We start from the raw sequence: 23,885 nt of genomic DNA, 5'->3' as shown, positions 1-23,885 counted from the left end.
ATTATTTATTCAGTCCCCCTTCAAACGTAACCGGTAGCTGTTGAAAGGGGCGTACCAGCTCATCCGCTAACACGGACCATTGCCGTCGGGTGATTGGGGCTTCTGCTTCAGGCAGGTTGAGCCCGGCAGCCTTATCCACTTCTGCCACAGCCGCTTCAAATGCATCAGGTTTGCCCCGCCAGGCAACCTCCAGCGAAAGTGCCCCTGCCAGTTGGACCAGTGCGTTTTTGGCTTGAGCTAAGGTAACGGGAGCCCCGTCGGTCTTTTCGTTCCATTCCACGCCCAGCCGGATTAGGCCCTGTGCCAGAGCAGTGTCTGTCAGGATAGAATCCGGGTAGAACCAGGTGCGGTTGGCCCACTTGTAAGGCTCGCCTGTGCCTGCCAGCAAACCGGTAGCACCGATCCGTTGAATGGCTTCGAAGTGGGGATCGCCGGGTTTTACATCGTAGTAAGGCATCAGGTAACCACCGGCCTCCAGCACGCCCTGCTGCACTTCGCGCACGGGCAAATCTGACACACGCTGCCCTCGCTGAGCAGCCATTGCCGCCATCAGGCCAGCCGCCTGCCCTACCTGAAGGATCACCGGCTGCAAGCGGGTGGAGCCATTGGCGATATTGGTTACCGAAATGGCTTTGTCGGCCATCAGCAGATTGGGTACTCCCTGAACGACTAAACTGCCCGCCGGGATATTGAAGGAAGGTACCTTGGGAAAGTCAATCTCCGGAGCTTCCGGATTTTTCTCATGATGGTGGTCGACCGGGTAATCCCCCACAGCAATACCCGTCCGGTATAGGGGCGGATCGTTATCGTAAGGGCTTTTGATATGATTGATAGTCGTGAGCACCAACCCTTTGATACGCCGGCCTTCACGGTGATAGGGCATTAGTGCCATACGGTCCTGAGTGGGGAATTCATCGTCTGCAAGGCCCAGGTTGGTATAGCCCAGCTCGTTCTGCAGGTAATATACAAACTGCCGGGTTTGATTTTTCGCCTGTTCATAAGCCGCCGCCCGTTCTTCTTCGGTCATTGCCATCACGTTCACATAATAATCATTGCCGATAATCGGCCAGTTGATCATGTACTTGTTATTAGGCAGCTTGCCGTAGTCCAGCATTTTATCGCACTCAATACGCTCCGGGTCATCACAACGCTTGCGGCAAAGGCAGAAGAACTCCTCCGGGTCGTACCCTTCAGGCGCTTCCAGCAGCGGAGCCTTGCCTTCTCCATAATCTTTAAGAATGGCTACATAGGTCAGGTCCTGCACAATAGTATTGGCTTGTTCCGGCGCCATGCTTTCCCCGGTTTCGGACCGGCTGTCCATACCCACCCAAAAGCCCGCACCGGCAGCTGCCGCCACATCTCCCAGGTCAGTGCCGTCCACCAGGACCTTGCCTTTTAAAATTTGTGTGCTTCCGGATTCGGATACGGTACGGACGGCCCACAGGTCACCGGAGCGCCAGACCGAATCCCACCTTACAGATGGGAAAGGCGTCAGCAAGGCTTCCTTTTGTATCATGGAGTCCAGTATAGCAGCCCCCACATGCGGCTCGAACTGCGTATTGCTCACCCAGCCCGTGAATACCGCTTCCGGACCGCCGTAGTAGTCGTAGAGGGCAGACCGGAATGCTCCCCAAAGCCCTGCCGGCATTTCGTGGTTCCCATCGATGGCGCTCACTCCAGCTGAAGTCAGCATCCCGCCATACCAAGGCAGCGGATTGACCAAAGCTGTCTGCGCACCGGACCGCGCAGCTTGAATGGCGGCGGCAGTGCCTCCTGTGCCTTCGCCGACAACAAGCACATCGTACACCGGGTCAGATACCGGAGCATCAGGGTTGGAACATCCCATCAGCAGGGAAACAAAACAGGCGATGAGGTAACAGGCTAAGTTTTTTTTCATTTTATTTAATTGTTTTTTTGATAAAAGGAATGCAGCGGTTTTGGCTCAAACGGGAGCCTGACAAAGCCCGGTTTACTGTATTTCCCGCATAAGCAGGCACAAACAGGCAGATTCCGGCAATAACCGGCAGTTACTTTACTGCATATTGAAAATTGTGTGCGCACACAATTTTCTCAAATTTATTGTGCGAATCTAACAATTATGCATAAATTAGTCCCCGGAAAGCGATAAAATGGGGCAGGAAGCAAAATTGCCAAAAGGAAATTCCAGCTTTTTGACCTATCTGTAAACCGCAAATCTGAAACAGGCAAAAAACGGCGGTTAATTGACTTAGCCTTTAGTTTTCCTGCCTTCCCATCGAACATTACCTGTCTGGCATGACCGGTAGGTTTGCTATTTTAGTATCCCCAAAGTCATGAAAACGCGACTATATCATCAACTAAGCCTTGTAACCAATTTTCATGATTGTGATCAACAAAATTCAAAACAATGAGTAAAAAACTACTAACGACCCTATGCTTTGCCATGCTGCTGGCGTTCCCGTTGGTGGCACAGCAGACCGTCACGGGTACGGTCACCTCTGATGGTGAGTCCCTGATCGGGGTGAACATCATCGAGAAAGGAACCTCAAACGGGGTGCTAACCGATTTGGACGGCAACTACTCCATTAAAGTTGGAGAAGATGCCACTTTGGTGTTCAGCTACACCGGCTACGAGACACAGGAAGTGGCGGTGGGCAGTCAAACCAAGATTGATGTAGAACTATCTGCGGGTGTTAACCTTGATGAGGTAGTCGTTACGGCACTTGGAATTCAAAAGGAAAAGAAGGCACTGACCTACTCCGTTTCCGAAGTAGACCCTGCCGGGTTTGCCGAAGCACGTGAGATGAACGTGGTTAATTCCCTTTCCGGAAAAGTAGCGGGTGTAAACGTCTCCACTACTTCCACAGGTGCTGCGGGTTCTTCACGGGTAGTCATCCGTGGCAACAACTCGCTTTCCGGTACCAACCAGCCGTTGTACGTTGTGGATGGTATTCCTATCGACAACACCAACCTTGGCTCTGCGGGTATGTGGGGTGGTTCTGACGGAGGTGACGGTATCTCGTCTATCAACCCTGAGGATATCGAGACCATTTCTGTACTTAAAGGTGCCTCCGCTGCTGCACTTTATGGTTATCGTTCTGCAAACGGTGTAATTTTGATTACCACCAAGAGCGGCCGGAAGCGCAAAGGCATCGGTGTGGAGTTCAACTCCAGCGTACGGACGGAGTCTCTCATCAACACTTATGACTTCCAGCGGGAATATGGCCATGGCCGTAACGGTACGGCTCCTACGACTGTAGACCAGGCGCTGGAAGAGCAACTTTATGCATGGGGCGAGCCACTTGATGCCAACCGCAACGTCATGCAATTCGATGGTGTGGAGCGTCCATATGGGGATGCAGGTGATAACATCGACCGATTCTATGAAACAGGTCTGACATTTATCAACACGCTGACTTTGACTGGCGGTTCTGACAAGGTAAACTTTCGTTTCTCCGCTTCAAACCTGGACAACAGCGACATCATGCCAAACTCTGGCCTGACACGCCGCAACTTCACTCTGCGTACCAACGCACAGCTGAGCGAGCGTTTCAGTGCCTCGGTTTCCGCAATGTATGTACATGAGCAAGCAGACAACCGCCCTCGTCTGTCCGACTCTCCAGGTAATGCGAACTACACAGCGTGGTCACTGCCGGCTACTATAGATGTGGAAACACTTCAGGGGGACCCTAATAAGCTGGGTGCCGGAGAAGATGGCACAGAGCTGCAGTTCAACGACAACGTATTCGTAACTAACCCTTATTGGGCTGCGCATCAATTCGATAACGACAGCAAGAAAGACCGCCTGATGGGTAAGGTGCAGCTACAGTACGACATCGTTGGTGGCTTGTACGCCCGTGGCCGTATTGGTTTAGACCGTTTCACCAACCGTACCCGTAACCTGACGCCATACGGAACTGCTTACAGCCCACGTGGCCAGCTTTCTGAAGGGCAGCGGGAGGTACAGGAATTGAACACGGAGCTTCTGCTTGGTTATGATCAGGATTTAACGGATAACATCTCGATTAGCGTTTTTGCAGGTGGCAACCAGCAGCGTAACTTCTCTGAGTCTTTGGGCGGATCTGGAAACAACTTCAATATTCCGTTCCTCCATGCGATTGGAAACCTGCAAAACCAGTCTGTAAACTATGGTTTCAGCGAATGGCAGGTGAACTCCCTGTTTGGCTCTGCTGAGGTTGGTCTGATGCGGGCATTTTATGTAAACGGTACCTACCGCAACGACTGGTTTTCTACATTGACTTCACCAATCGAGGGTGCAGGAGGCGATAACAATCAGGGCTACTATTCTGCAGGTGTGAGTGCTGTACTTTCTGACTTGCTTGTAATGCCCAGAACTATTGACTTCCTGAAGCTTCGTGCGTCTTATGCAACAGGATCCGGTCCTGGTGTGGCGGCTTCTCCTTATCAGTTGAACCTGACCTATGGAATCTTCGGACAGGGCCACCTGGGACAAGCGCTCGGTGGTATTACCAACGGCTCGATTCCTAACGCTAACCTGATCCCGCTCCTAACTAAGGAATTGGAATTCGGTTTGGATATGCGCCTGTTTACCGGTCGTTTGGGCATTGACCTGACTTACTACGACCGAACTACAGAGAACGACATCATCAGCGCCGCAGTGTCTTCTACTTCTGGCTTCGGCTCCAAGATTGTAAACCTTGGGGAAATGAGCAACAAAGGTATTGAGCTCTTGCTGACGGGTACGCCTATCAAAACACAGGACTTTACCTGGGATATCAACCTGAACTATGCTTACAACGACAACGTAGTGGTTAGCCTGCTTGATCCGGAAAATGACGAAGAAACTATCCGTGGTGATGAAAGCCGGACGCGTTCTGCTTACATCGAGCACGTTGAAGGTTTGCCGTACAGCCAGGTAGCTGGTTTTGCATACGTTCGCGACGAGGCAGGTGAAATCGTTCTTGACGACAATGGTCTTCCTCAGCAGGGTGAATTCACCCACTTCGGTACAGGCGTGGCACCAACCATGGTTGGTTTTGGTAGCACATTCCGCTACAAGAACTTTAGCCTTAACTTCCTGATTGACTCCCGTTGGGGCGGTAAAATCTATTCTGCTACCAACGCTTTTGCCTACCTGCGTGGTCTGCATAAAGAAACGCTGGAAGGACGTGAAACAGGTATTGGCTCCATTCCCGCAGAGGACGTGGAGGATTACTATGGTCGGATTTACAGCATCACAGAGCAGTTTGTTTACGACGCTGATTACATCAAGCTTCGTCAGGTTCAGTTTACCTACAACCTGCCATCAAGTGTTATTGCCAACCTGCCAATCAGCGGCCTGAACGTTGGTATCGGTGCACGTAACGTAGGTCTTCTGTACAGTGCTGCAGACAATATTGATCCGGAATCTACTTACAACGTAGGCAATGCGCAAGGACTTGAAATGTTTGGTGTGCCGGCAACGCGCTCCATTCAGTTCAACCTGGGCGTCCGTTTCTAAGCATTAATCCTCTGTTCACTGACAAAACTTTTTAAAATGAAACAACTTTTTAGAAATATAACCCTTGTGGCGGTGGCTTTAATGCTGACCACCACGGCCTGTGATGACGGCTTTGCGGAGTTGAACACCAACCCCAACGCGGCCATCGAGATTAATCCGAATTTCCAGTTTTCCTGGATTCAACTGCGTACTTCAGGTGAACGCTATGAAAACTGGCGTGCCGTTCTGATTTACTCCTCTACCATGATGCAGCACTTGGCTACGACTTGTGGCTACTGGTCTGGTGATAAGTATTTCTACAACGCCGGGTATTCCTCTTCTCTTTTTGACCGTCAGTACACACAAGCGGTTAAGGATATTCAGGATCTCATTGCTACGCTTGAATCCGGTACTGCCGGGGATCAGACGATGCTGGGCATGGCTCGCATCTGGCGTACGGTGATTTTCCACCGCCTTACGGATATTTACGGTGACATCCCTTACTCTGAAGCTGGAAAAGGCTTCATTGAGGGTATTGACTTCCCGGTTTTTGATACACAGGAGTTTATCTACAAGGATATGCTCAAGGAACTGGAAGAAGGCATTGCTCAGATCAGCGACGAAGGTGGTTTTGGCTCTGCAGACTTCCTTTATGGTGGTGATCCTGCCAAGTGGCGCCGCTTCGGCTACTCTATGATGCTCCGCCTCGGCATGCGGATGTCTGAAGTTGACCCTGCGGAAGCACAGAAGTGGGTAGAGAAAGCCATTCAGGGCGGTACCCTGCAAGCTGGTGAAGATGCTTTCATTGAGCACACCAACGGACCGGAAGGTATTAACCGCAACGGTATCGGTGAAGTCCTTGACCTGACTAACGGTTCTGCCGGTGAGGGTTGCCCACGCCTGAGCGCAACTTTCGTCAACTGGATGAAAGACCACAACGACCCTCGTCTGGATATCATTGGTACTCTGCCTGTAAATGGTACCGAGCACAATGGTATGCCTAACGGACTGGACACCGAGACGCTGTTGGACAACCCAACCGGAACTTCTGCAGATGATTTCAGTACAGTCAATCAGGCTATCGTAAAGGTTTCTTCGCCTATGATGTTCCTCACTGTTGCTGAGTCTGAACTGCTGCTGGCAGAAGCGGCTGTACGTGGCTGGCACTCTGGTAGTGCACAACAGCATTACGAAAATGGTATCCGCGCTGCTATGAAGAACTGGGAGCGCTTCGATGCTTCTATCGTAGTAGAGGATGCTGTAATCGATCAGTACCTTGCTGACAACCCATTTGATGAAGCTAATGCCATGCAGCAAATCGGTGAGCAGTACTGGGCCGCTACCTTCCTGAATGAGTATGAGACCTTCTCTAACTGGCGTCGTACAGGGTATCCTGAACTGACTCCGGTTGACTACCCGAACAACGTTACAGGGGGTACTATACCGGTACGTCTTGTACTGCCTCAGGGTGAGCTGGGCGTTAATCCTAATATGCAGGAGGCACTGAACCGGCAAAGTCTGGGAACCAACTTCCCTGATCACTTCACCGTACCGGTTTGGTGGGACAAGTAAATTTGATGATGAATTAAGGAGTTATACCAGCCTGTCTTCAGGCTGAACGAGGGCCCTGCCGTTCGAATGAGCGGCAGGGCTTTTTGATTACAGCTCACCTACAATCTTCCGCCCGTGGTATTCGCTGCCGCCTAAGGCTTGGTGGAATTGCTGAAGATTGGTATTCGTAACGCTGCCTGCCGCGATGACTGTTATTTCTGGCGCAGCACACTTCAACAGCTTGCGGAGCTGACCCAGACCTGTCTGTGCCGTGGGGGCACCGCCTGAGGTCAGAAGGTACTTCAAATTAGGAATGGCTTTGAGCTGCCCGACAGCGGCTTCCATGTCGGGTACCTCATCAATGGCTTTGTGGAAGGTGACGGGCCGGCCCTCCATAGCTTCGCACAGGGTGGTGAGCAGGGGGAGGTCTATCTGATGCTGAGGCGTAAGGGTGCCAATAACGAACCCTGGTACGCCCAAATCGAGGAAGCGGGCAATGCTGGCTCTCATTTGTGCCACTTCAACTTCGGTATAGATGAAGTTGCCGCCCCGGGGGCGGATCATGACTTTTACGGGTATTTGCACCTGCTTCAATACCTCCTTTACCAGCTGCCAGTCGGGCGTGGTCCCGCCCAGGTCCAGCCGGGCACACAGTTCTAAGCGATCAGCACCAAGCGACTCAGCCCGGCGGCACTGTTCCAGGGTTTCCACGCAGGCTTCCCGGATGATTCCTTCCATGTTTCGTCATTTTATTCTGCAAAGAACGAAAATCCCTTCCCCTTTTGCCAACCAATCCGCATCTTGCAGCCTTTATTTGGAAAACTGACCTCACTATGAAAGTAGAACTGACCCGTCTGGACGATGACTTCCACCTGAAAGCCGCCAATGAAGATGGCCTAACCGTCGAAACCGATGGCTCTCCCTCCATCGGCGGGCACAACAAGGCGCTTCGGCCTATGCAGATGCTATTGGCATCCCTGGGCAGCTGCAGCGCCATCGATGTCATCCATTTACTGCGTAAACAGCGGCAGGAATTGCGTGACATTAAGGTAACGGTGACTGGTGAGCGGGATACCACTAAAACACCATCTCCCTTCACAGCCATCCATGTGCACTATACGCTTTACGGAAATATTGCCGATAATAAAGCTGAGCGGGCGGTGAGCATGTCTATGGAGAAACTTTGCTCTGTCAAAATCATGCTGGAAAAAGCCGCTGAGATCACCTGGAGTTGGGAAAAAGCGGATTAACCTTGAATCCCAACTTGCGAAAAACCACCATCAATACGCACATTCAACCCCGTCAGGTAAGAAGAGGCAGGCATAGCCAAAAAGGCGATGGTCCGCGCGACTTCCTCCGGCTCCCCTACCCTGCCCAATGGCGTGGCGTCATTAATGCGCTGGACTTTCTCCGGGATTTTCAACACCCGGTCCACCCGTGCTGTGGCAATAAACCAGGGGTCTACTGAATTCACCCGAATACCATCCTTGCCCCAGTCCACGGCCAGGTACTTGGTCATCCGGTCCATCGCAGCTTTTGACATCGCGTAGATGCCTGTGGTCCACATTACACCGGTTTTGCCGGCAATAGAGGCTACGTTTACGATACTGGGCCCCTCTCCCTTCAACAGAAGCGGGTGCAGCCGGACACTGAGATCAAAGGCGGTGCCCACGTTGATGTCCATTACATGCTGCAGGTCATCAAAGGTGGCTTCCAGGGTGGGCTTGCGGACGTTGGTGCCCACGTTATTAACCAGAATATCCAGTTTGCCCCAGAGCGAAGCGGCGCGCTCCACGATGGCTATACGCTCTTTTTCTTCGCCTATATCCGCTACCATACCGAATGCTTTGTAGCCTTTCTGCTGGTATTCTTCTTCAGCTTCGCGGATCAGGTCTTCGGAGCGGGCCAGGAACAGCACCTCCGCGCCCAGGGCGAGGAACTCTTCTGTAGTGGCTTTCCCAATGCCCTTGCTGGCTCCGGTAACGATTGCGGTTTTCCCTTTGAGTGTCCAATGCTTCATGTTCTTGGTTGGTATTTGCGTCCGTTTTGAGAACAGCAAAAGCCCGAAGTAGTTTGTTGCCCATCAAAAAAGCCGCTCCCTGCTGTAAGGAACGGCCACTTTTGATAAACTCGGTTGAAGGGTAAGGTTGAATTAAGCACCGGGCACAATGCCTGCACCCGGTGCCTAACCCCGGCTGCCTCTATTCCTTGACGACCCGCTTGTGGACAATACTCCGCCCGGTAGTGATCCGGACCAGGTAAACGCCCGATGGCAGATTCGCCAGCGACAGGCGCCGGTTGTCTTCCACCTGCACCGGCAGCTCCTGCCCGTTCATATTGAGCAGTTGTATCTGATCGGCTTCAAACCCGTGGGGGCTGACGATGTTGACCCAATCGGTTGCCGGGTTCGGGAAGAGGGTGAATACGCCACTTCCGGAGTCTGCCTCTTCATTGGAAACAACCTTAAAGATGGTTTCCTGCCCCTGAATTGGCAGGCGGTTCTCTTCCAGGTCGATACAGAAGGTTTTCTCTACAGATACTTCCGATTCCGTAAGCCCGGCAATATCATCGATTATTCCAATGATGTAGGCGACCTGCCCGTGCCCGGAGACGTTGTTCTGGTCAATCCGGGTCATGGCAATCTCAATACGCCCATCCGGGTAGACTTTATCAACGGTGAGGGTGTTGACCCCGGGCTCGCCAAACCAGCTTGTGGGGTACACCACTTCGATCTCATCGGGGTTGATGACCTCGGGGTCAAACTGCACGGTAAAGGCTACACCGTAAGCATTCTGCACAGGCGTATTGGCTGAACCAATGAGGATGGGGGCCTGGAAGGTCGCACCACTGGGCTGGTCCGCCGGGAAATTAATGAATGCCGGTGGGTCCAGGTCAGTGCCTGGCAGCTCCGTAACCGGCTCGGGCACACCGTGCGATAAGCCATAGTTATCCATCAGGACCATACGGTCGGCCTCATCAATGATCCCATCGCCGTTGCAATCCGCATGCTTGTAGTTGGTGCCATCAGCAAAAGTGCTGTCCCAATTCATGGATACGGTGGGGCTCCAGGAGTTATCCTGATCCACTCTCGCCGGGCCAGATACGCCATAGCCTAACCCGATCGAAAGCAGGTCAATATGGTGGGCCAGGTTGTCGGCATTGGCATCGCCGGGCCAGACTTCTTCTATAGCCGGAGACCAGCAGAGGTTATCCAGGAAGCCGGTGCCCAGAATTCTCATGACCGTCACTTCGCCAGTAATCACGATCCGGGAAGCCTCCGAAAAGTTATTGGTATTGGCGTACGGTATGCGCTTAATGGTATTGCCATTCGGCAGGGTAACGAGGGTATTGGCCGTAAGGGTATCGAGCAAGGTCAGCACATTGAAGTCGTCCTCCGTCAGGTAAACCTCCGTTTCCTGTGTGGAATAGTCAAAGGAGACCTCACCTGCGGGTTCCGGGAATTCGAAGTACAGCTCCGCATCCGTGAACTCGACGACCTGCCCCTCTGCCGGATCGAAGAAGTTCAAGTCTTCTGAATCGACAACCTCCATGGAACACAGGCAGAAATCACCCAGGGAATAGCCAAAGAATACCCCACCCTGTGTGCCCACCTCCTGCAGCTCACCGGTCCCGTCACCGGGCGGGCTCTGGAAACCTGCGAAGGGTTCGAAGTCTAAGCACGAAGAGGTATCCGGCGGGCAGTCAAAAGCGACAAACTCGGTAAAACCACTGCAGTCTCCTCCGCTCAGGTCTTCCACAATCAATTCATAAATATTGTCCGTGAACGGGTCAAACGGGCCCACCACTACCGGGCGCTCATCGCCGTAGCTGAGGGTATCATAGATTTCGCCATTACCGAAGATCTTGTAGAGCCCGTTCTCCGGTTGATTGCCCGACACGAAATCGAGCTCCATATAAAAGCCTTCTTCATCGCAGAAGGCAAAATCAGCCGTTACATCCCCGATCAGACAGGCGTCGCCCTGGCAGTTTGGCTGGGTATAAACGACTTCCTTGCAGCAATCCGGCTGATCAAAAATGCAGGCTTTGAAAGTGACTTCTTCTGTATTGACCAGCTCCAGGTTAATCAGCTCTCCCGGCAGGGCGGCAAGCGTGCTTTGCCCGATATAGTCGCCATTGAGGTAGAACCAAAACAGTAAATCGTTCTGCGGTTCTTCGACCGCAATATCTACCAGTAAATCATAAGTGCCATCCCCATTGCAATCCTGGGGCGTTGCGGCAAGCTCAAGGATTTGGCAATCGCCACCGTTATCACAGGATTTTGGCCCGACCTCCACATAACCAAAGCAGGTGGGATTGGCAAAATCGAGGATGAGGAAATCGTAGACCGTCACCCCGTCTCCGGCAAAGGGACCGAGGGTCACGAAAGGCTCGCTGTAGTCAAATGGACCAAAAATTTCCCCGTCCGCGAATATGAAGTAGCCCAGGTCACCGGGATCATTGACCTGCACTTCGATGTCAACGAGGAAGGTGCCGTCCTCGCAGGGATGAGGCTCGGCGATGACGTTGTTGAAGATGCAGCCTACATTGCAGGCCGGCGCATCGAAAAGCTTTTCTGTGAAGGCGTTGCAGTCCGTCGCCCCGATATTCACCTGATAGGTTGCTCCATCGCCGGGCAGCCCCGGGATGGTCACCGGGAAGTCGTTGAGCCCGTATACCTCGCTGTAGCCCAGCCCGGGTATGGATACTTCGAAACTGGTAGGCACCCCGCTGTATTCCAGGTCGAGGACAAGGTTGTATTCCCCGTCGTCATTACAGTCTGTTGCATCGGCAAATACGGCTTGGATGTCGCATCCCGGATTGCAAAATGGGGTTTCTATAATTGTTTCCGCAGGCTCACAATCCCCATCCGGATAAGCAAATAGGTTCAGGGGTGCTCCATTCCCTTCAAATGGCCCTATAGTCAGTGGCAATTCTGAAAAAGTATAGGATCCGTAAAACGCACCGTCTACTTCAAGAATAAAAATATCTCCAAAGTCAGAGGCGACTAAATCAAGCTCCACATAGTAGCTGTCCCCGTCACAAGGCGTAGCTTCTGCCACAATATTCAGGATATCTGAGCAGTAGCAGGGAATAGCATCCACTCCTTTGGAAATACAGCACTCCGGGTTTTCAGTATAACAAATGGAGATCACATCCTGCACGTCTCCCGGGTTGATGGCCCAAATATCAAGGTTGAGGTCTCCTCCGGTGTATTCGCTCCAGCGAAGGTCTCCGTTCACATAAATATCTATAGGGGCTCCATCAAGCGCGGCTTCGTCCAGGCCTATAAATGCTGAATAGCTGCCAAAAATGCCGGTACAGCCTTCCGCGAAGACATTGAAAGCAGGAATATCACAGTCGGGGTTGCAACCGCTCACGTCTACCGGCACTTCGACTTCACAGAAAACACTATTGGGCGACTGATTAGCCCATTGCTCGACCAAAACCATAATCTCATCGGTACCAGGATTAATGAACGGCCCTACCTCTACAGTAGTGTTGACGCCCACCAGGCCATACGAGAAAGTATTTCCGATTCTGATCATCACGAATGGCCCGCCGTTAGGGTTGGCATTCGAAGTGGTCACGGAAAAAGTAAGCACTCCATTGGGCTGACAATCAATCACCTCTACTACCGCTTCCAAACCGCAGTCTACCGGGTCACAAGGCACTTCAAAGTCAACATAGGCGCAGCAGTCCGGCTGATTGGCAAAGCAAATCGACAAGCTATCTGTTCCAGACCCGGGGGAGGGCCAGCCTGATAGCTGTAAGGTGAATGGTGAGGGCTCACCATAAGTCAATGTTTCTGAATAGCCGGTCGCCAGGGAAGTCACTTGCAGTACATCACCGTTTTGAGCATTATCAATGGTCATCGGGATGTTGTAGGTGCCATCGTTGTTGCACCCGGCAGCCGGGACCAGTAAATTGAATCCCTCCAGCACACAGCCATCTGCACAGTCCGGCGTGATGATCGTTTGGGAAGCCCCGCAGTCACCTTCGGTGTCGTACACCCAAACTGTTACGGGCTCACCGTACCCCAGCACCGGGCCTACCGTTACGGGCAGGTCGGCATAGGCATAGGTTTCCAGGAACCCGTTGGAGGTTTCTACTTTAAAGGATTCACTTGGGAGGTTGCCAAGAGCGTCAAAGCCGAGCTCGAAGTAAAAGAGGGAGTCCCCATCGCAGGGTAGAAAGCCGATGCTGAGGTGGTCAAAAACACAGTCTGCGCAGCCTACATCGTAGCTGATTTCCTTGCAGCAATCAGCGTTTCCGTTAAAATCACAGATGTTTAGGACTTCAAACTGCTCAGCGGGCACTGGCAGATCAAGCACCAACTGCTGGCCATTGTAGATCAGGGTTTCCAGGTAGTTGGTTTCCTGAGCTGAAACGGTCAGGGTATCCCCCTCCTGCGCCCCTTCGACAACCAGGATGATCGTGTAAATATCTTCGCCGGGGAAACACTGAACGCCGCCCTCCATCACAATGCCTTCCAGCGTGCAATCCGCGCCGCAATCTTGTGCAGGCAGCACCTTCGTCAGAAAACAATCAGGCTGACCAAAAGCCGAGACCTTGAACTCGATTTCATCAGTTGGGGCTATGAACGGGCTTAGCGTTATTGGAAAATCACCTGCGGCATACAGCTGGTAGTTGCCATTGGTAAACAACTGAAGGGTATCCGTGGGCAGCCCATCGTATTCAATATCAATGGTGACTTCAAAAACACCGTTGGGATTACAATCACCGGCTTGAACAATCAGCTCCTGAAGGGCGCAGGGCGGCGGTGGATTAATGCAGACATTATCAATATGCAGCCCGGAAACGCCACCAATGAGCAGGCTTTGGACATTGCCCTCGAAAATCAGTTGCCCGGAACTGTTGATGTTGTTGTCAGGCACCACTTCCAGCGTCACGCCGGGAGCCAGTGGATAAAACCCGGGCTCCAGAACAAACTGAATCAGCAGGGCCGCACCGTTAGCCGCAAAATTGATGGTCCCATCGCCATCGGGAGCATAGTAGTAATCGACTGTAACCTGCTCCACCAGCTCAGAGTAGGCGGTAAAATCGTAGATGGAGTTAATACTGGCAAATTCGAGGAACTGCCCGGAGGCTTGGGTGAAATCCGGAAAGTCAGCAGCCTGACGGACCCGCAAATCGCCGTACACGCTGCTCCAGAACAGGGTTTGAACAGGAGCGAGACGCATTGCCACATCAGATTCAGTATAAAATATCGTGCCGGGCGGCGTCCCCGCCTGAGCACCATAGCCCATGGTATCCATCATTTCGAACGCCAGGCAATCACCGGTATTCGGGTTATCAAAAGGAGTGGCGCAGACATTGTCCACCCCAAATTCCTGCCCTCCCACGAGCAGGCTAAAGACCTCGCCGGTAATACAAACGGTCCCCGCAGAAAGGAAGGTATTGTTGCTGCTACTGTCGAGGGTAACGGTGACCTCTACCCCCGGAAAGTCCATACCGGCAATATCCGGGAAGCCTGTGAGCACGGCCACATCGCTGCCGTTGACAGAAAAATTCTCTTCTCCTCCCCCATCAAAGAAATCGAAGCAAACTTGCTGCACGCCGTTCGGGTATTGCAACTCCAGGGCATTATTGCCCATGAACAGGAAATTCCCGTCCAGCCAGTTCACGTTTGCCCCTTCAATGGCGGCATTGCCGAAGCCGGTGTTGCCATTGAGGTACTCAATTTTGCGGGCAATGGCGATCAGCCCGTCTTGTTCAAAGAGTGTATCGCCGGGCGTATTGTTTAAAACCGGGCCAAAGGCAGGGCCTGCGGGGAAATCTTCAAAATCTAGACAAGCCTGCTGTGCAGGCAGGCTGAGTGCGCTAAACAGCAGCGGTAGCAGGTAAAAGTACTTTGCGTTCATGGATTGAAGGATTCGGTTCATCTTAAATGAGTTTCGCTGAGGTCCGTTGATTGGATTCGATCACAATACAAAAATGACAAACCTCCTGCCGGGCAACAAGTACATTTTTGGTCTTTTTTTGGATTTTTTAATCTGCAAAATTTCACTTATCCAACCCCTAAAGCCTTTTAAAACAAACAATTAACCCAAAAATAAAGCCATGCATTTTTGGATTTTTTATCTTTAGTGCATGCATAAACATAAACTCATTCAGCTGCTCCAAAGCCTGTCCCGGCGGGAGATGACCCGTTTCCGGGAATTTGCGGAATCACCCTACCATAATAAGCACGATGGGGTACGCCTGCTCGTACAGTACCTCAGCGCGGCTTATCCTGACTTCACGGAGGAACGATGTGAGCGCGAAAAGCTTTTCCAGGCCCTCTTCCCGGGCACGCCTCACGATCAGCCTAAGTTAGCAGTTATTTTCACCTACACCGTACGGCTGCTGGAACTATTCCTGGAAATTGAGGGCTTCCTCGAAAAACCTGAAGCCCGCACCCCGTTTTTGCTGGGGCAGCTCCGGCAACGGCAGCAACTTCGATGGTTTGAGAAAGCCCTTTCCAAATCGGAAGCCAATGCCGCACAACAGCGGGAGCGCGATGCAGACTGGTACTATCATCGGTTTCAGCTGGCAACAGAGTCAGATTACTTCTTCACGACCGTTGCAGAACGCCGCCGGGACAGCAGCCTGCAGGACAAGCAATTCTACCTGAATCACTATTTTTTGTCGGTAAAGCTGAGGGATGCCTGCGAAATGGCGGTACGGGAACGGATACTCAAGGTCGCCTATCAGGACGCTATGGTTGCGGTGGCGCTGCAACAAGTAGAAGAAGATCCGGAAAGATATCAGTCCATACCAGCCATCAATATTTACTACCAGCTTTATCAAATGATTACCAAAGCCGGAGAGGACTACTACTACGGCGTGCTACACCACCTGAGCTGCCAACAGGAAGACCTCCCGGACGAAGAGCTGAAAAATATTTACAATTACCTTCAGAATTACTGTATTCAAAAAATCAATACTGGAGAGGCTAAGTTTTTGCAGGAAATTTTCCAGTTGTACCAGGTGCAGTTGGACAGGGGGCTCTTGCTGGAGGACGGGCAGTTGTCGGAATGGCATTACAAAAACATCGTCACCACCGCTCTGCGCCTCAACGCTCTGGATTGGGTGTACCATTTTATCGAGGACTACCGCGAATTGCTGCCTGAAGGTGCCCGGGACAATGCCTACCGGTTTAACCTGGCCTCCTATCATTATGCAGCAAAGGAGTACGACAAGGTCCTCGCATTACTCACCCGGGTGGAATACAGCGACCTAAGGTACAGCCTTGGCGCTAAGGCTCTGCTGCTGCGGACTTATTACGACCTTGAAGAATACAGCGCGCTGTACGCACTCGTGGACTCCTTCCGCCAATACCTCGTCCGCAACAAGCTGATGGCAGACGGGCGGCGGCAGGGGTATTACAACCTCTTCAAACTGACGCGGCGGGCAGCGGTCCTTCGTGAAAATAAAGGTTATTACAACAACAGGCGCTACCACAAGGAATGGCAGCGCCTGCAGAAAGATACCCGGGAGGCGGGGGCGGTCTTCAACAAGGCGTGGCTGCAGCAAAAAATAGCTGAACTGGAGCCCTGAAAACCGTATTACCGCATCAGGACCACATCACCCTGGAACAGCTCCACCACGCCATCGACATACTCCACCTTGGCAAACCAGGTGAAGACCGCTCCGTTCAGCAACTCGCCCCGGTATTGTCCGTCCCATCCGTAGACCGGATTGTTCGGCGGAGCATTGAAAACGGTGAAGACAGGCTCTCCCCAGCGGCTGTACACTTCGAAGGCTTCAATCTTAACCACTTCCGGTCCGGTCTGCACAAAGAAGATGTCATTGGCGCCATCGCCGTTGGGCGAAAAGACGTTGGGCAGGTATACCCGCCGCTGCTTATTCAGGATGAGCTGTATCTGGTCAGTCGCGGTGCAGCCATTCAGGTCAGTGATTTGCACCTGGTACAAGCCGGAAGCTGAAGGAGTAACAAAGGTTACCGGGCAGTCATAGCAGGAAAGGCTGTCGGCCCCTTGCCACAGGTAACGGGTGATTTCGTCCTCCGGGATATTGACATCCGCCGTAAGCCGCACTTCCTCGCCAAGGCCAACCTGGATTTGCCCGTTGATATCCTGCTCAATGATTTCCACATCGAGGTCATTGCCTTCTTCCAGCACTACTTCCGTCTCGTACTCACACCCAATCGCATCCTGAACGATAAGGGTGTAAACCCCTCCGTCCAAATTGGTAAATGTAGCCTGCTGATCGAAGGCTTCCCCGTTGAAGCTGTAAAGGTATGGGCTTGTGCCACCTTCCACGCCACTGACGAGAATGCTGCCATTGCCCTGCCCGAAGCAGGTAGGCCCATTAGCGGTGGTCAGCAGAGCGGTGGGCGCAGCAGCGATTTCAGAAACCTCTACTGTGGCTACGCTTTGGCAATTATTGTCTTCGTTTGTTACGATCAGGAAGTACAGGCCAGCAGTATCTACTGAGAGGCTCAGATCGCCACCGATTAAGTTGCTTTGCTGACCAAATGCCCACTGATATGTGATATCCGGCCCGGTTTGTGACCCGGTGCCGTTCAGGGTGGCGGTGGGATTAAGGCAGTCGATTTGCTGCGGCTGCCCGGCATCTGCTACCGGTGCTTCAATATCCTGGGTAATGACTACCTCATCCTCACTCTGGCAACTGTTGCGGGTATTGAGAACAACCAGGGTGTAGGTACCCGGTGTATTGACCATTACGGAGTCAGAAGTGGCTACAGTAAACCCGTTTTCGTTCTGCCAGGTGTACTGAATCTCCTCGCCCTGCGTTGACCCGGCAGCACTAAGCGAAACACTAGTGATGGCGCAGTCCAGCCGCTGAGTGAGGCCAGCTTCCGATGTTGGCGTTTCGATATCCTGAATGACCTGTATTGTGTCTCTTTCCGCACAGCCCGTTTCCAAATCCTCCAGCAGCAGGACGTAGAACCCCGGATCTTCGGTAGGAAGCTGATCCGTATTCGTAGCCAGCACGGTGCCGCTCAGGTCCTCCCACTGATAGATCAGCGCCGGCCAGGAAGATGATGCACTTCCGTCAATGACCAGACTGGTAGTGGCACAATCGAGCGTATCATTTACGGCCAGGCTGACCACGGGCACGTCATTGGAAAGCGGCACCTCAGCCAGACCGGGCTCAGATACGCACCCATGGATGGTATCGGTCACAATTAATTCATAGGTACCAGCAGTGCTGACGGTTGGAGAAGGTACTACTGCGGTTTGAGCATTGATGCCGGGCCCTGTCCACTCGTACACAAAAGCCGGCCCCGTACTGGTTCCGTTGCCACCTATGGCCACGGACTCGACCGTGCAGGTCAGGGTATCCGGCATACCGGGATCAGCAACGGGTAGCGGGATAGCCTCCACCTGCAAACTGGCTTGGTTCTGACAGCCATTGGTATCAACCACTTCCAGCACAAACAGGCCGGCAGTGCTGACGGTCAGGGTGGAATCTCCGGCACTACCATTCCATTCGTAAGCGGCAAAAGGCTCCGAAGCTTGCAGCACGGTGCTTGATCCGGCGCAGAAGTAAGGCGTCCCTTCCACCTCAAAATCGGGCAGGGGGAAGGTAATGATGTCATAGGAAGCCGTATCCATACAGCCATTAACGTCTGTGGCAAATACAGTGTAGGTGCCGGCTTCGGTGACGGTCCGCTCGGGGTCAAAACTCCCGTCTTCCCACTCAAAGGAAGACAGGCTGGCTCCGTTCGCGGTAAGGGTGGTGGACGCATCCACGCAAAAGCCCTGGGGCGCATCAATACTGACCACCGGTTCCGGGAAGAGGCTGACATCCACACTGGCGGTACCGGAGCAGCCTGAGGCATCTTCTACGTAAACGGAATAAGAGCCAGGCTCCGTAACCGTAATCCCCGAAGTCTGCGCTCCGTCCTGCCATTCGTAGACCGTATAACCGGCTCCGGCACTAAGCTGAGTCTCAGTGCCCGGGCAAAACTGCAATGGCCCCGAGATCACCGGGCTTAATTCTTCCTGCTGCGACACCTGAAGGCTGGCGGTATTGGTGCAGCCGTTGTCATCGGTAACGGTCAGGGTATACAGTCCTTCCTGGTCCACTTCAATGGAGGAAGCACTACTGCCTGTCGACCATTCGTAGGCGGCATAATCGGCTCCGGCATTCAGGGTAGCAAAACCGCCCGGGCAAAAAGAGGCAGAGCCTCCGATGGCTACAGCGGGCAAATTGTATTCCAAAAGCTGGTAGTTATCCTGGCTAATACAGCCGTTCACATCGGTTACCGTTACCCGGTAAACGCCTCCGCTGTCAATAGTGATGCTTTCTGCGCTGCTGCCGGTAGACCAGGCATACGCCGCATATCCTGCTCCTGCGGACAAAGTAGCCGTTGTATCGGTGCAGAAACCCGCTGGCCCCTGAATATCCGGTGCCAAAACCGAATACACCCCTACCTCAATGCTATTGGAGGTTATACATCCGTTGGCATCAGTGACGGTGACTTCAATCGTACCGGGTGCTGTAACTTCCACTTCGGGCGTGCCGGTATTATTGCTCCACTGGTAATTTTCGAAGCCTGCTTCTGCGGTCAGTGTCGTCGAAGTGCCGGGGCAGAAGTTGGGCGCTCCGTCAATCTGAGGAATAGAGGTGGCGTATTCACTGGTTTCTATCGTAGTCGTCCCCACACACCCCTGAGCATTCGTTACGGTCAGGGTCACATTGCCTGGGTTAGCCACTGCGGTTGTACCGGTCGTATCCCCAGTGCTCCAGGCATAGGAAGCGAATATTGAGGAAGCCGATAGCGTGGTGGATTCGCCCGGGCAAAAAGCAGGCACTCCGTTAATTTGGGGAACAGGCAGGCTGATCTCATCCACAAAAAAGGAAGCCTCACCCTGACAACCGTTGGCATCAGTGACGGTAACGGTGGACGGACCTTGTGTGGATACGATCAAAGAATTATTGTCAGACCCATCGTTCCAAGAGTAGCTCTCAAAGCCAGCAGTGGCCTGGAGCGCAATACTATCGCCTGCACAGAAAAAGCTCTCACCGGTTATTTCGGGCTCGGGCAGTGCGTTTTCGGTAAGGCTAACAGCATTCGTACTGCTGCAACCATTAGCATCAGTAACGGTAAGGCTGACTTCCCCGGGCTCAGATACGGTTGTACTATCTGTTGTGGCTCCGGTACTCCACTGATAAGACTCGAAGGTGCTATCCACCCCAAGCACTACGGCTTCCCCATCACAGAAGGTAAGGGTTCCGGTAATATTGAATTCTGGTAAAGGCTGCGCAGTGACCGTTTGCGAAGTACTGTTTTCACAACCGTTGGCATCGGTAACCGTTACGGAGACCACATCGGAGTCCGCTACTGTAACAAGAGGGGCCGTACTACCGGTTGACCATTCGTAACTTTCGTAAGCCTCTGAGAGGGCGAGCACGCTTGATGTGTCTGCACAGAAAGCCAGTTCGCCGATGATTTCAGGCGCAGGCAGAGGATTTTCAGTTACCGTCACGGAAGCGGTATTCTGGCAGCCGTTGTTGTCCGTGACCATGAGGCTGTATGTGCCGGGAGCCGTGACATCTAAACTTTGCCCGGATTCATTTCCGGTCCATTCGTAATCGGCCATGCCTGCCGGCCCGCTCAGGCTCGTGGATGTACCTTCGCAGAAAGACAGTTCTCCTGTGATGGGAACCTCTGGCAATGGGTTTTCAGTAACGACATAGGAAGCCGTCCCTGTACATCCGTTTGCGTCAGTGACCGTGAGCGTGTAGGTGCCCCCTGCTGTTACTTCCAATTCCTGAGTGGGTGTATTATCAGACCACTCATAAGCTGCGAAGCCTCCCTGCCCGACCAGAAAGATGGACGCCCCTTCGCAAAACTCGGTGGGGCCGATAATTTCCGGAGACAGTTCTGTAACCTCCGTAACGCCAATCGAGGCCACGCTCTGGCAGCCCGAGGCGTTGGTGACCGTCACGAAAACGGTGCCGGGGGTGGTGATTTCAGCAGTTTGAGTAGTGGCGCCATTGGACCATTCATACGAAAGGCCCGCCGGGCTTGCCGTAAGTGTCGTACTGGTACCGGTACAATAGCTTGTCACACCGGAAATGGAAGCATCCGGCAAGGCCACCTCTTCGACTTCAAAGGTAGCAGTACCCGTACATCCATTCAGATCAGTGGCGGTAACGCTGTAGGTTCCGGCACTGCTAATAGCTATTGTGGGGTCTGTTTCCGTATTACTCCAAATGATATCTGTGTAGGCAGAACCATTAACGACATTCAGCACTCCGAACGCCTCCTCACAAATAACATCGTCCCCGGTGATTTGCACGTTCGGCAGTGGGTTTTCGACCACGGTTGCGCTGGTCTCGGCAACACAGCCGTTGGCATCCGTAACCGTAACGCCCACATTGCCTCCACTGATAACTTCCTCTGTTTGGGCACTGCCGCCGGTAGACCAGCTGTAGCTATCGTAAGCCGGGCTCACTGAAAGTGTTGTTGAGCCATCATCACAGAAACTGAGGGGGCCTGTTATGGAAGGCGGGATGGCAGCATCTTCAGCAACCGTAAAAGTCGAGGTGGTGCTGCATCCCTGATTGGCTACCGTAACGCTGTAGGTACCCGGGCCAGGAATGGTAATTTGCCCGGTATTGTCATTGGTCGACCAGGTAAAGCTATCATAAGCGGCGGCATTAGCAATGGCCAAAACGCCTTCAACATTGGGGCACAAGATCGAGGGGCCGGATATCTGCGGGTCAGGCAGACTGATTTCAGATACCGTTGCAACGGCTATGCCTTCACAGCCATTAGCGTCCGTTACCGTCACTTCCACACCCCCGGGTGTATTGACACTCAAAGTGTTGCCGGTGGTCCCGTCGGACCATTCATAACTACTAAACCCGCCATTGGCTGTTAGTGTGGTGCTTTCACCGGGACAGATTTGAAGATCACCGCTAATCGTCGGCGCAGGAGCAGGGCTTTCGCCTACCGTGAAGGAAGATTCGCCAATACAGTTGCCAGGCTGAGTCGTGACGGTCACGGAATAGGTGCCCGGGCTGAATATTGGAATGGTCTGAGTGACATCGTTGGTATTCCAGAGGTAACTGGCAAAGTTGCCGGACACACTCAGGAATTCAGGGTTGCCATCACAGATCGCATCCGGGCCTGTTATATTGGGAACGGGGTTCTGAAGTACTTCCACCACCAGTACGGCAGGCAGGGCACATTCCCCCGGTGAAGGAGTGAAAGTCAGCGCAAAAATCCCGTTTATGGAAGGTGTGAAAGTCCCGGCATTGACACCGGTCCCGCTCCAGGTACCCAGAACGCCATCCTGCACATTCGACAACAACAGCGGGGGAGCACCCTGGCAAAATGGGCCAATGGGTATAAGGGAGGGCGTAACCGGAGGAACCACAGTAACAGGAACGGCGGCACGGTCTGAAGCACAATCCCCAATATCACAGGCTACATAATAGGTAGTATTGTTATTGAGTACGGGGGTATTATAGACTGGCCCGCTAGCAATCGGGCTGCCACCGGTGGGGCTTGTATACCAGCGGATCGTACCTCCGGGGCAAGCTGCTGCCGAAAGCATAGCACTCTCTCCCTGACACACCTGTACCGGAGTTACTATTGGAGGGGGTGGCGGGATACAAGGCTGCACACAATCCACAAATGCTGCCCATCCGTTACCGGTACCGCTAAAGTCACTGTCAAAAACGAAGGTCAGGCATCCGGAGGTGTGGCTGGAGGTCACTGTGCCTGGGCTGTTGTTGCTAAAAGTTCCAATAATCGGAGAACTGGTGTTGGGCCCATCATAGATGGTCAGGTCGTCGAAAGGGCCTTCAAGGTCAAAAACATTAAAGGTCACCTCCACCAGATCACCGGGAATATCCGGACAAATGGTCGTTACTGTATTTTCCTGATTGGAATACTGACCGCCCGGGCCACCCGAATCATAGAAAAAATCGCCGCAGCCGGGAGGGTAAATACAGGTGCCATCGTCAAAATTGGCAGTGGGGTCATAATTGGTGGCCAGCGGGTCTGTACAACCACAAACTGTAGGGGGCACCCCCGGAAAAATCGGAGCAATGCTACCGGCAAAACCCACATCAACGTTGGCATGGTCCGTAATACATAATTCAATTGTATACGGACCACTGCCACAGGCAGCAGCCAGTTGAGCAAAGGTATTTACCGTATTGACATTACAAGGGTCCGTAGAGAGCCCATAGTTTCCTCCCCCAAACGCTAGCCCATTGTCCGGGTTAGGGCCGCCCCCTTCTGAAAAGGTGAAGTACCCATTCACACTGGCTGAAGACCCGAAGGGCGCACCTGCATTGCAGGAGCCGCCACCGGGGCGGGTTACCAGCATGAGAGTTTCTCCGCAGGCATTTACCCGTATCGACAAGTCGCCGATAAAGGTATGTTCCAGTTCCATAGAAAAGCCTATCGGGTTACCGGTAATAGCAGGGTTAATTGGAATGTTGACGCAGTAGGACACCGATGGATTGGCTACCGGTTGATTTTCGTCAGGCAGGCTTATGCTCGGGTCTGTGCACTGAGCTACAGCCGGGGTAACAGGCAACAGGAGGCATGCACCGGATAGAAGCATAGCAATTAGACAAACTGCAGTAGTCGAGTAGTTGTTCAGCATAGATTGGGTTCTGTTAATGCCCGGAGTGTTGGTTACTCAAGGCTTTGCAATAACTCATTTGGCATATCCCGGGGTAGGTATTGATCGTATTGGGCATAGGTAATAGGCGCCAAATAATGACAGGCTAATGTACAATTTTTTGAGCAAGCTGCATAAGGCGGTCACCAATTACGGGGCTGACTGGGCACCGGAATCAGGCAGAAAGAGAACCCAACCTGAGTGGGAACAGGCCCATCTACTTACGGCATTCTACGTTCAGGCAACCTTTG

At 52.8% G+C, this 23,885-nt stretch carries 9 protein-coding genes; 4 read left to right on the top strand and 5 right to left on the bottom strand.

The genetic code is table 11. From position 1 onward, the window contains the following. Position 1: 1 nt before the first annotated feature. Positions 2-1,897, bottom strand: a complete 1,896-nt coding sequence (locus IX84_RS18850) for an FAD-dependent oxidoreductase (RefSeq protein ID WP_152605139.1) — start codon at positions 1,895-1,897, stop codon at positions 2-4. Between the two features lie 489 nt (positions 1,898-2,386). Here IX84_RS18850 and IX84_RS18845 point away from each other — a divergent pair, with 489 nt between their 5' ends. Together IX84_RS18845 and IX84_RS18840 are read left to right on the top strand one after the other, a co-directional pair. Beyond that, the gene (locus IX84_RS18845) at positions 2,387-5,461 is read left to right on the top strand and encodes a SusC/RagA family TonB-linked outer membrane protein (protein ID WP_044224247.1); all 3,075 of its coding nucleotides are present in this window, start codon (positions 2,387-2,389) and stop codon (positions 5,459-5,461) included. 36 nt (positions 5,462-5,497) lie between these two features. Further along, a complete protein-coding gene (locus tag IX84_RS18840) occupies positions 5,498-7,012 on the top strand; it encodes a SusD/RagB family nutrient-binding outer membrane lipoprotein (RefSeq protein WP_044224245.1) in 1,515 nt (504 codons plus the stop codon). A gap of 87 nt (positions 7,013-7,099) precedes the next feature. Here IX84_RS18840 and IX84_RS18835 read toward each other — a convergent pair whose 3' ends face one another. Next, complete coding sequence (locus tag IX84_RS18835; protein WP_052516206.1) at positions 7,100-7,729, bottom strand: copper homeostasis protein CutC; 630 nt, start codon at positions 7,727-7,729, stop codon at positions 7,100-7,102. A gap of 95 nt (positions 7,730-7,824) precedes the next feature. On the opposite strand from IX84_RS18835, the gene IX84_RS18830 reads away from it, so the two are divergent. Continuing rightward, positions 7,825-8,241 (top strand): OsmC family protein, encoded by a 417-nt coding sequence (locus IX84_RS18830; protein WP_044224242.1) that lies wholly within the window; start codon positions 7,825-7,827, stop codon positions 8,239-8,241. On the opposite strand, the gene IX84_RS18825 is transcribed toward IX84_RS18830, so the two are convergent. Together IX84_RS18825 and IX84_RS18820 are read right to left on the bottom strand one after the other, a co-directional pair. Continuing rightward, positions 8,238-9,011, bottom strand: coding sequence for an SDR family oxidoreductase (locus IX84_RS18825; RefSeq protein WP_044224240.1), 774 nt, complete (start codon positions 9,009-9,011; stop codon positions 8,238-8,240). The genes IX84_RS18830 and IX84_RS18825 overlap by 4 nt on opposite strands. Before the next feature lie 181 nt (positions 9,012-9,192). After that, positions 9,193-14,895 (bottom strand): T9SS type A sorting domain-containing protein, encoded by a 5,703-nt coding sequence (locus IX84_RS18820; protein ID WP_044224238.1) that lies wholly within the window; start codon positions 14,893-14,895, stop codon positions 9,193-9,195. Between the two features lie 208 nt (positions 14,896-15,103). Between IX84_RS18820 and IX84_RS18815 the strand changes: the two genes are divergently transcribed. Then, on the top strand, positions 15,104-16,552 hold the full coding sequence (locus tag IX84_RS18815; protein ID WP_044224236.1) for a hypothetical protein: 1,449 nt from the start codon (positions 15,104-15,106) through the stop codon (positions 16,550-16,552). Between the two features lie 8 nt (positions 16,553-16,560). Here the strand turns inward: IX84_RS18815 and IX84_RS18810 are convergent, their stop codons facing one another. Further along, entirely contained in the window at positions 16,561-23,616 is a 7,056-nt protein-coding gene (locus IX84_RS18810) for an Ig-like domain-containing protein (RefSeq protein ID WP_081968841.1), read from the bottom strand. Positions 23,617-23,885 lie beyond the last annotated feature (269 nt).

It is taken from the genome of Phaeodactylibacter xiamenensis (genome assembly GCF_000759025.1).
In the GTDB taxonomy this organism is placed as follows: domain Bacteria; phylum Bacteroidota; class Bacteroidia; order Chitinophagales; family Saprospiraceae; genus Phaeodactylibacter; species Phaeodactylibacter xiamenensis.
This window is presented reverse-complemented; position numbering and strand designations above follow the sequence as displayed.

Coding starts and splice junctions, on each gene's coding strand:
- IX84_RS18850 (WP_152605139.1), bottom strand. CDS start 1,897: ATGAAAAAAAACTTAGCCTGTTACCTCATCGCCTGTTTTGTTTCCCTG.
- IX84_RS18845 (WP_044224247.1), top strand. CDS start 2,387: ATGAGTAAAAAACTACTAACGACCCTATGCTTTGCCATGCTGCTGGCG.
- IX84_RS18840 (WP_044224245.1), top strand. CDS start 5,498: ATGAAACAACTTTTTAGAAATATAACCCTTGTGGCGGTGGCTTTAATG.
- IX84_RS18835 (WP_052516206.1), bottom strand. CDS start 7,729: ATGGAAGGAATCATCCGGGAAGCCTGCGTGGAAACCCTGGAACAGTGC.
- IX84_RS18830 (WP_044224242.1), top strand. CDS start 7,825: ATGAAAGTAGAACTGACCCGTCTGGACGATGACTTCCACCTGAAAGCC.
- IX84_RS18825 (WP_044224240.1), bottom strand. CDS start 9,011: ATGAAGCATTGGACACTCAAAGGGAAAACCGCAATCGTTACCGGAGCC.
- IX84_RS18820 (WP_044224238.1), bottom strand. CDS start 14,895: ATGAACCGAATCCTTCAATCCATGAACGCAAAGTACTTTTACCTGCTA.
- IX84_RS18815 (WP_044224236.1), top strand. CDS start 15,104: ATGCATAAACATAAACTCATTCAGCTGCTCCAAAGCCTGTCCCGGCGG.
- IX84_RS18810 (WP_081968841.1), bottom strand. CDS start 23,616: ATGCTGAACAACTACTCGACTACTGCAGTTTGTCTAATTGCTATGCTT.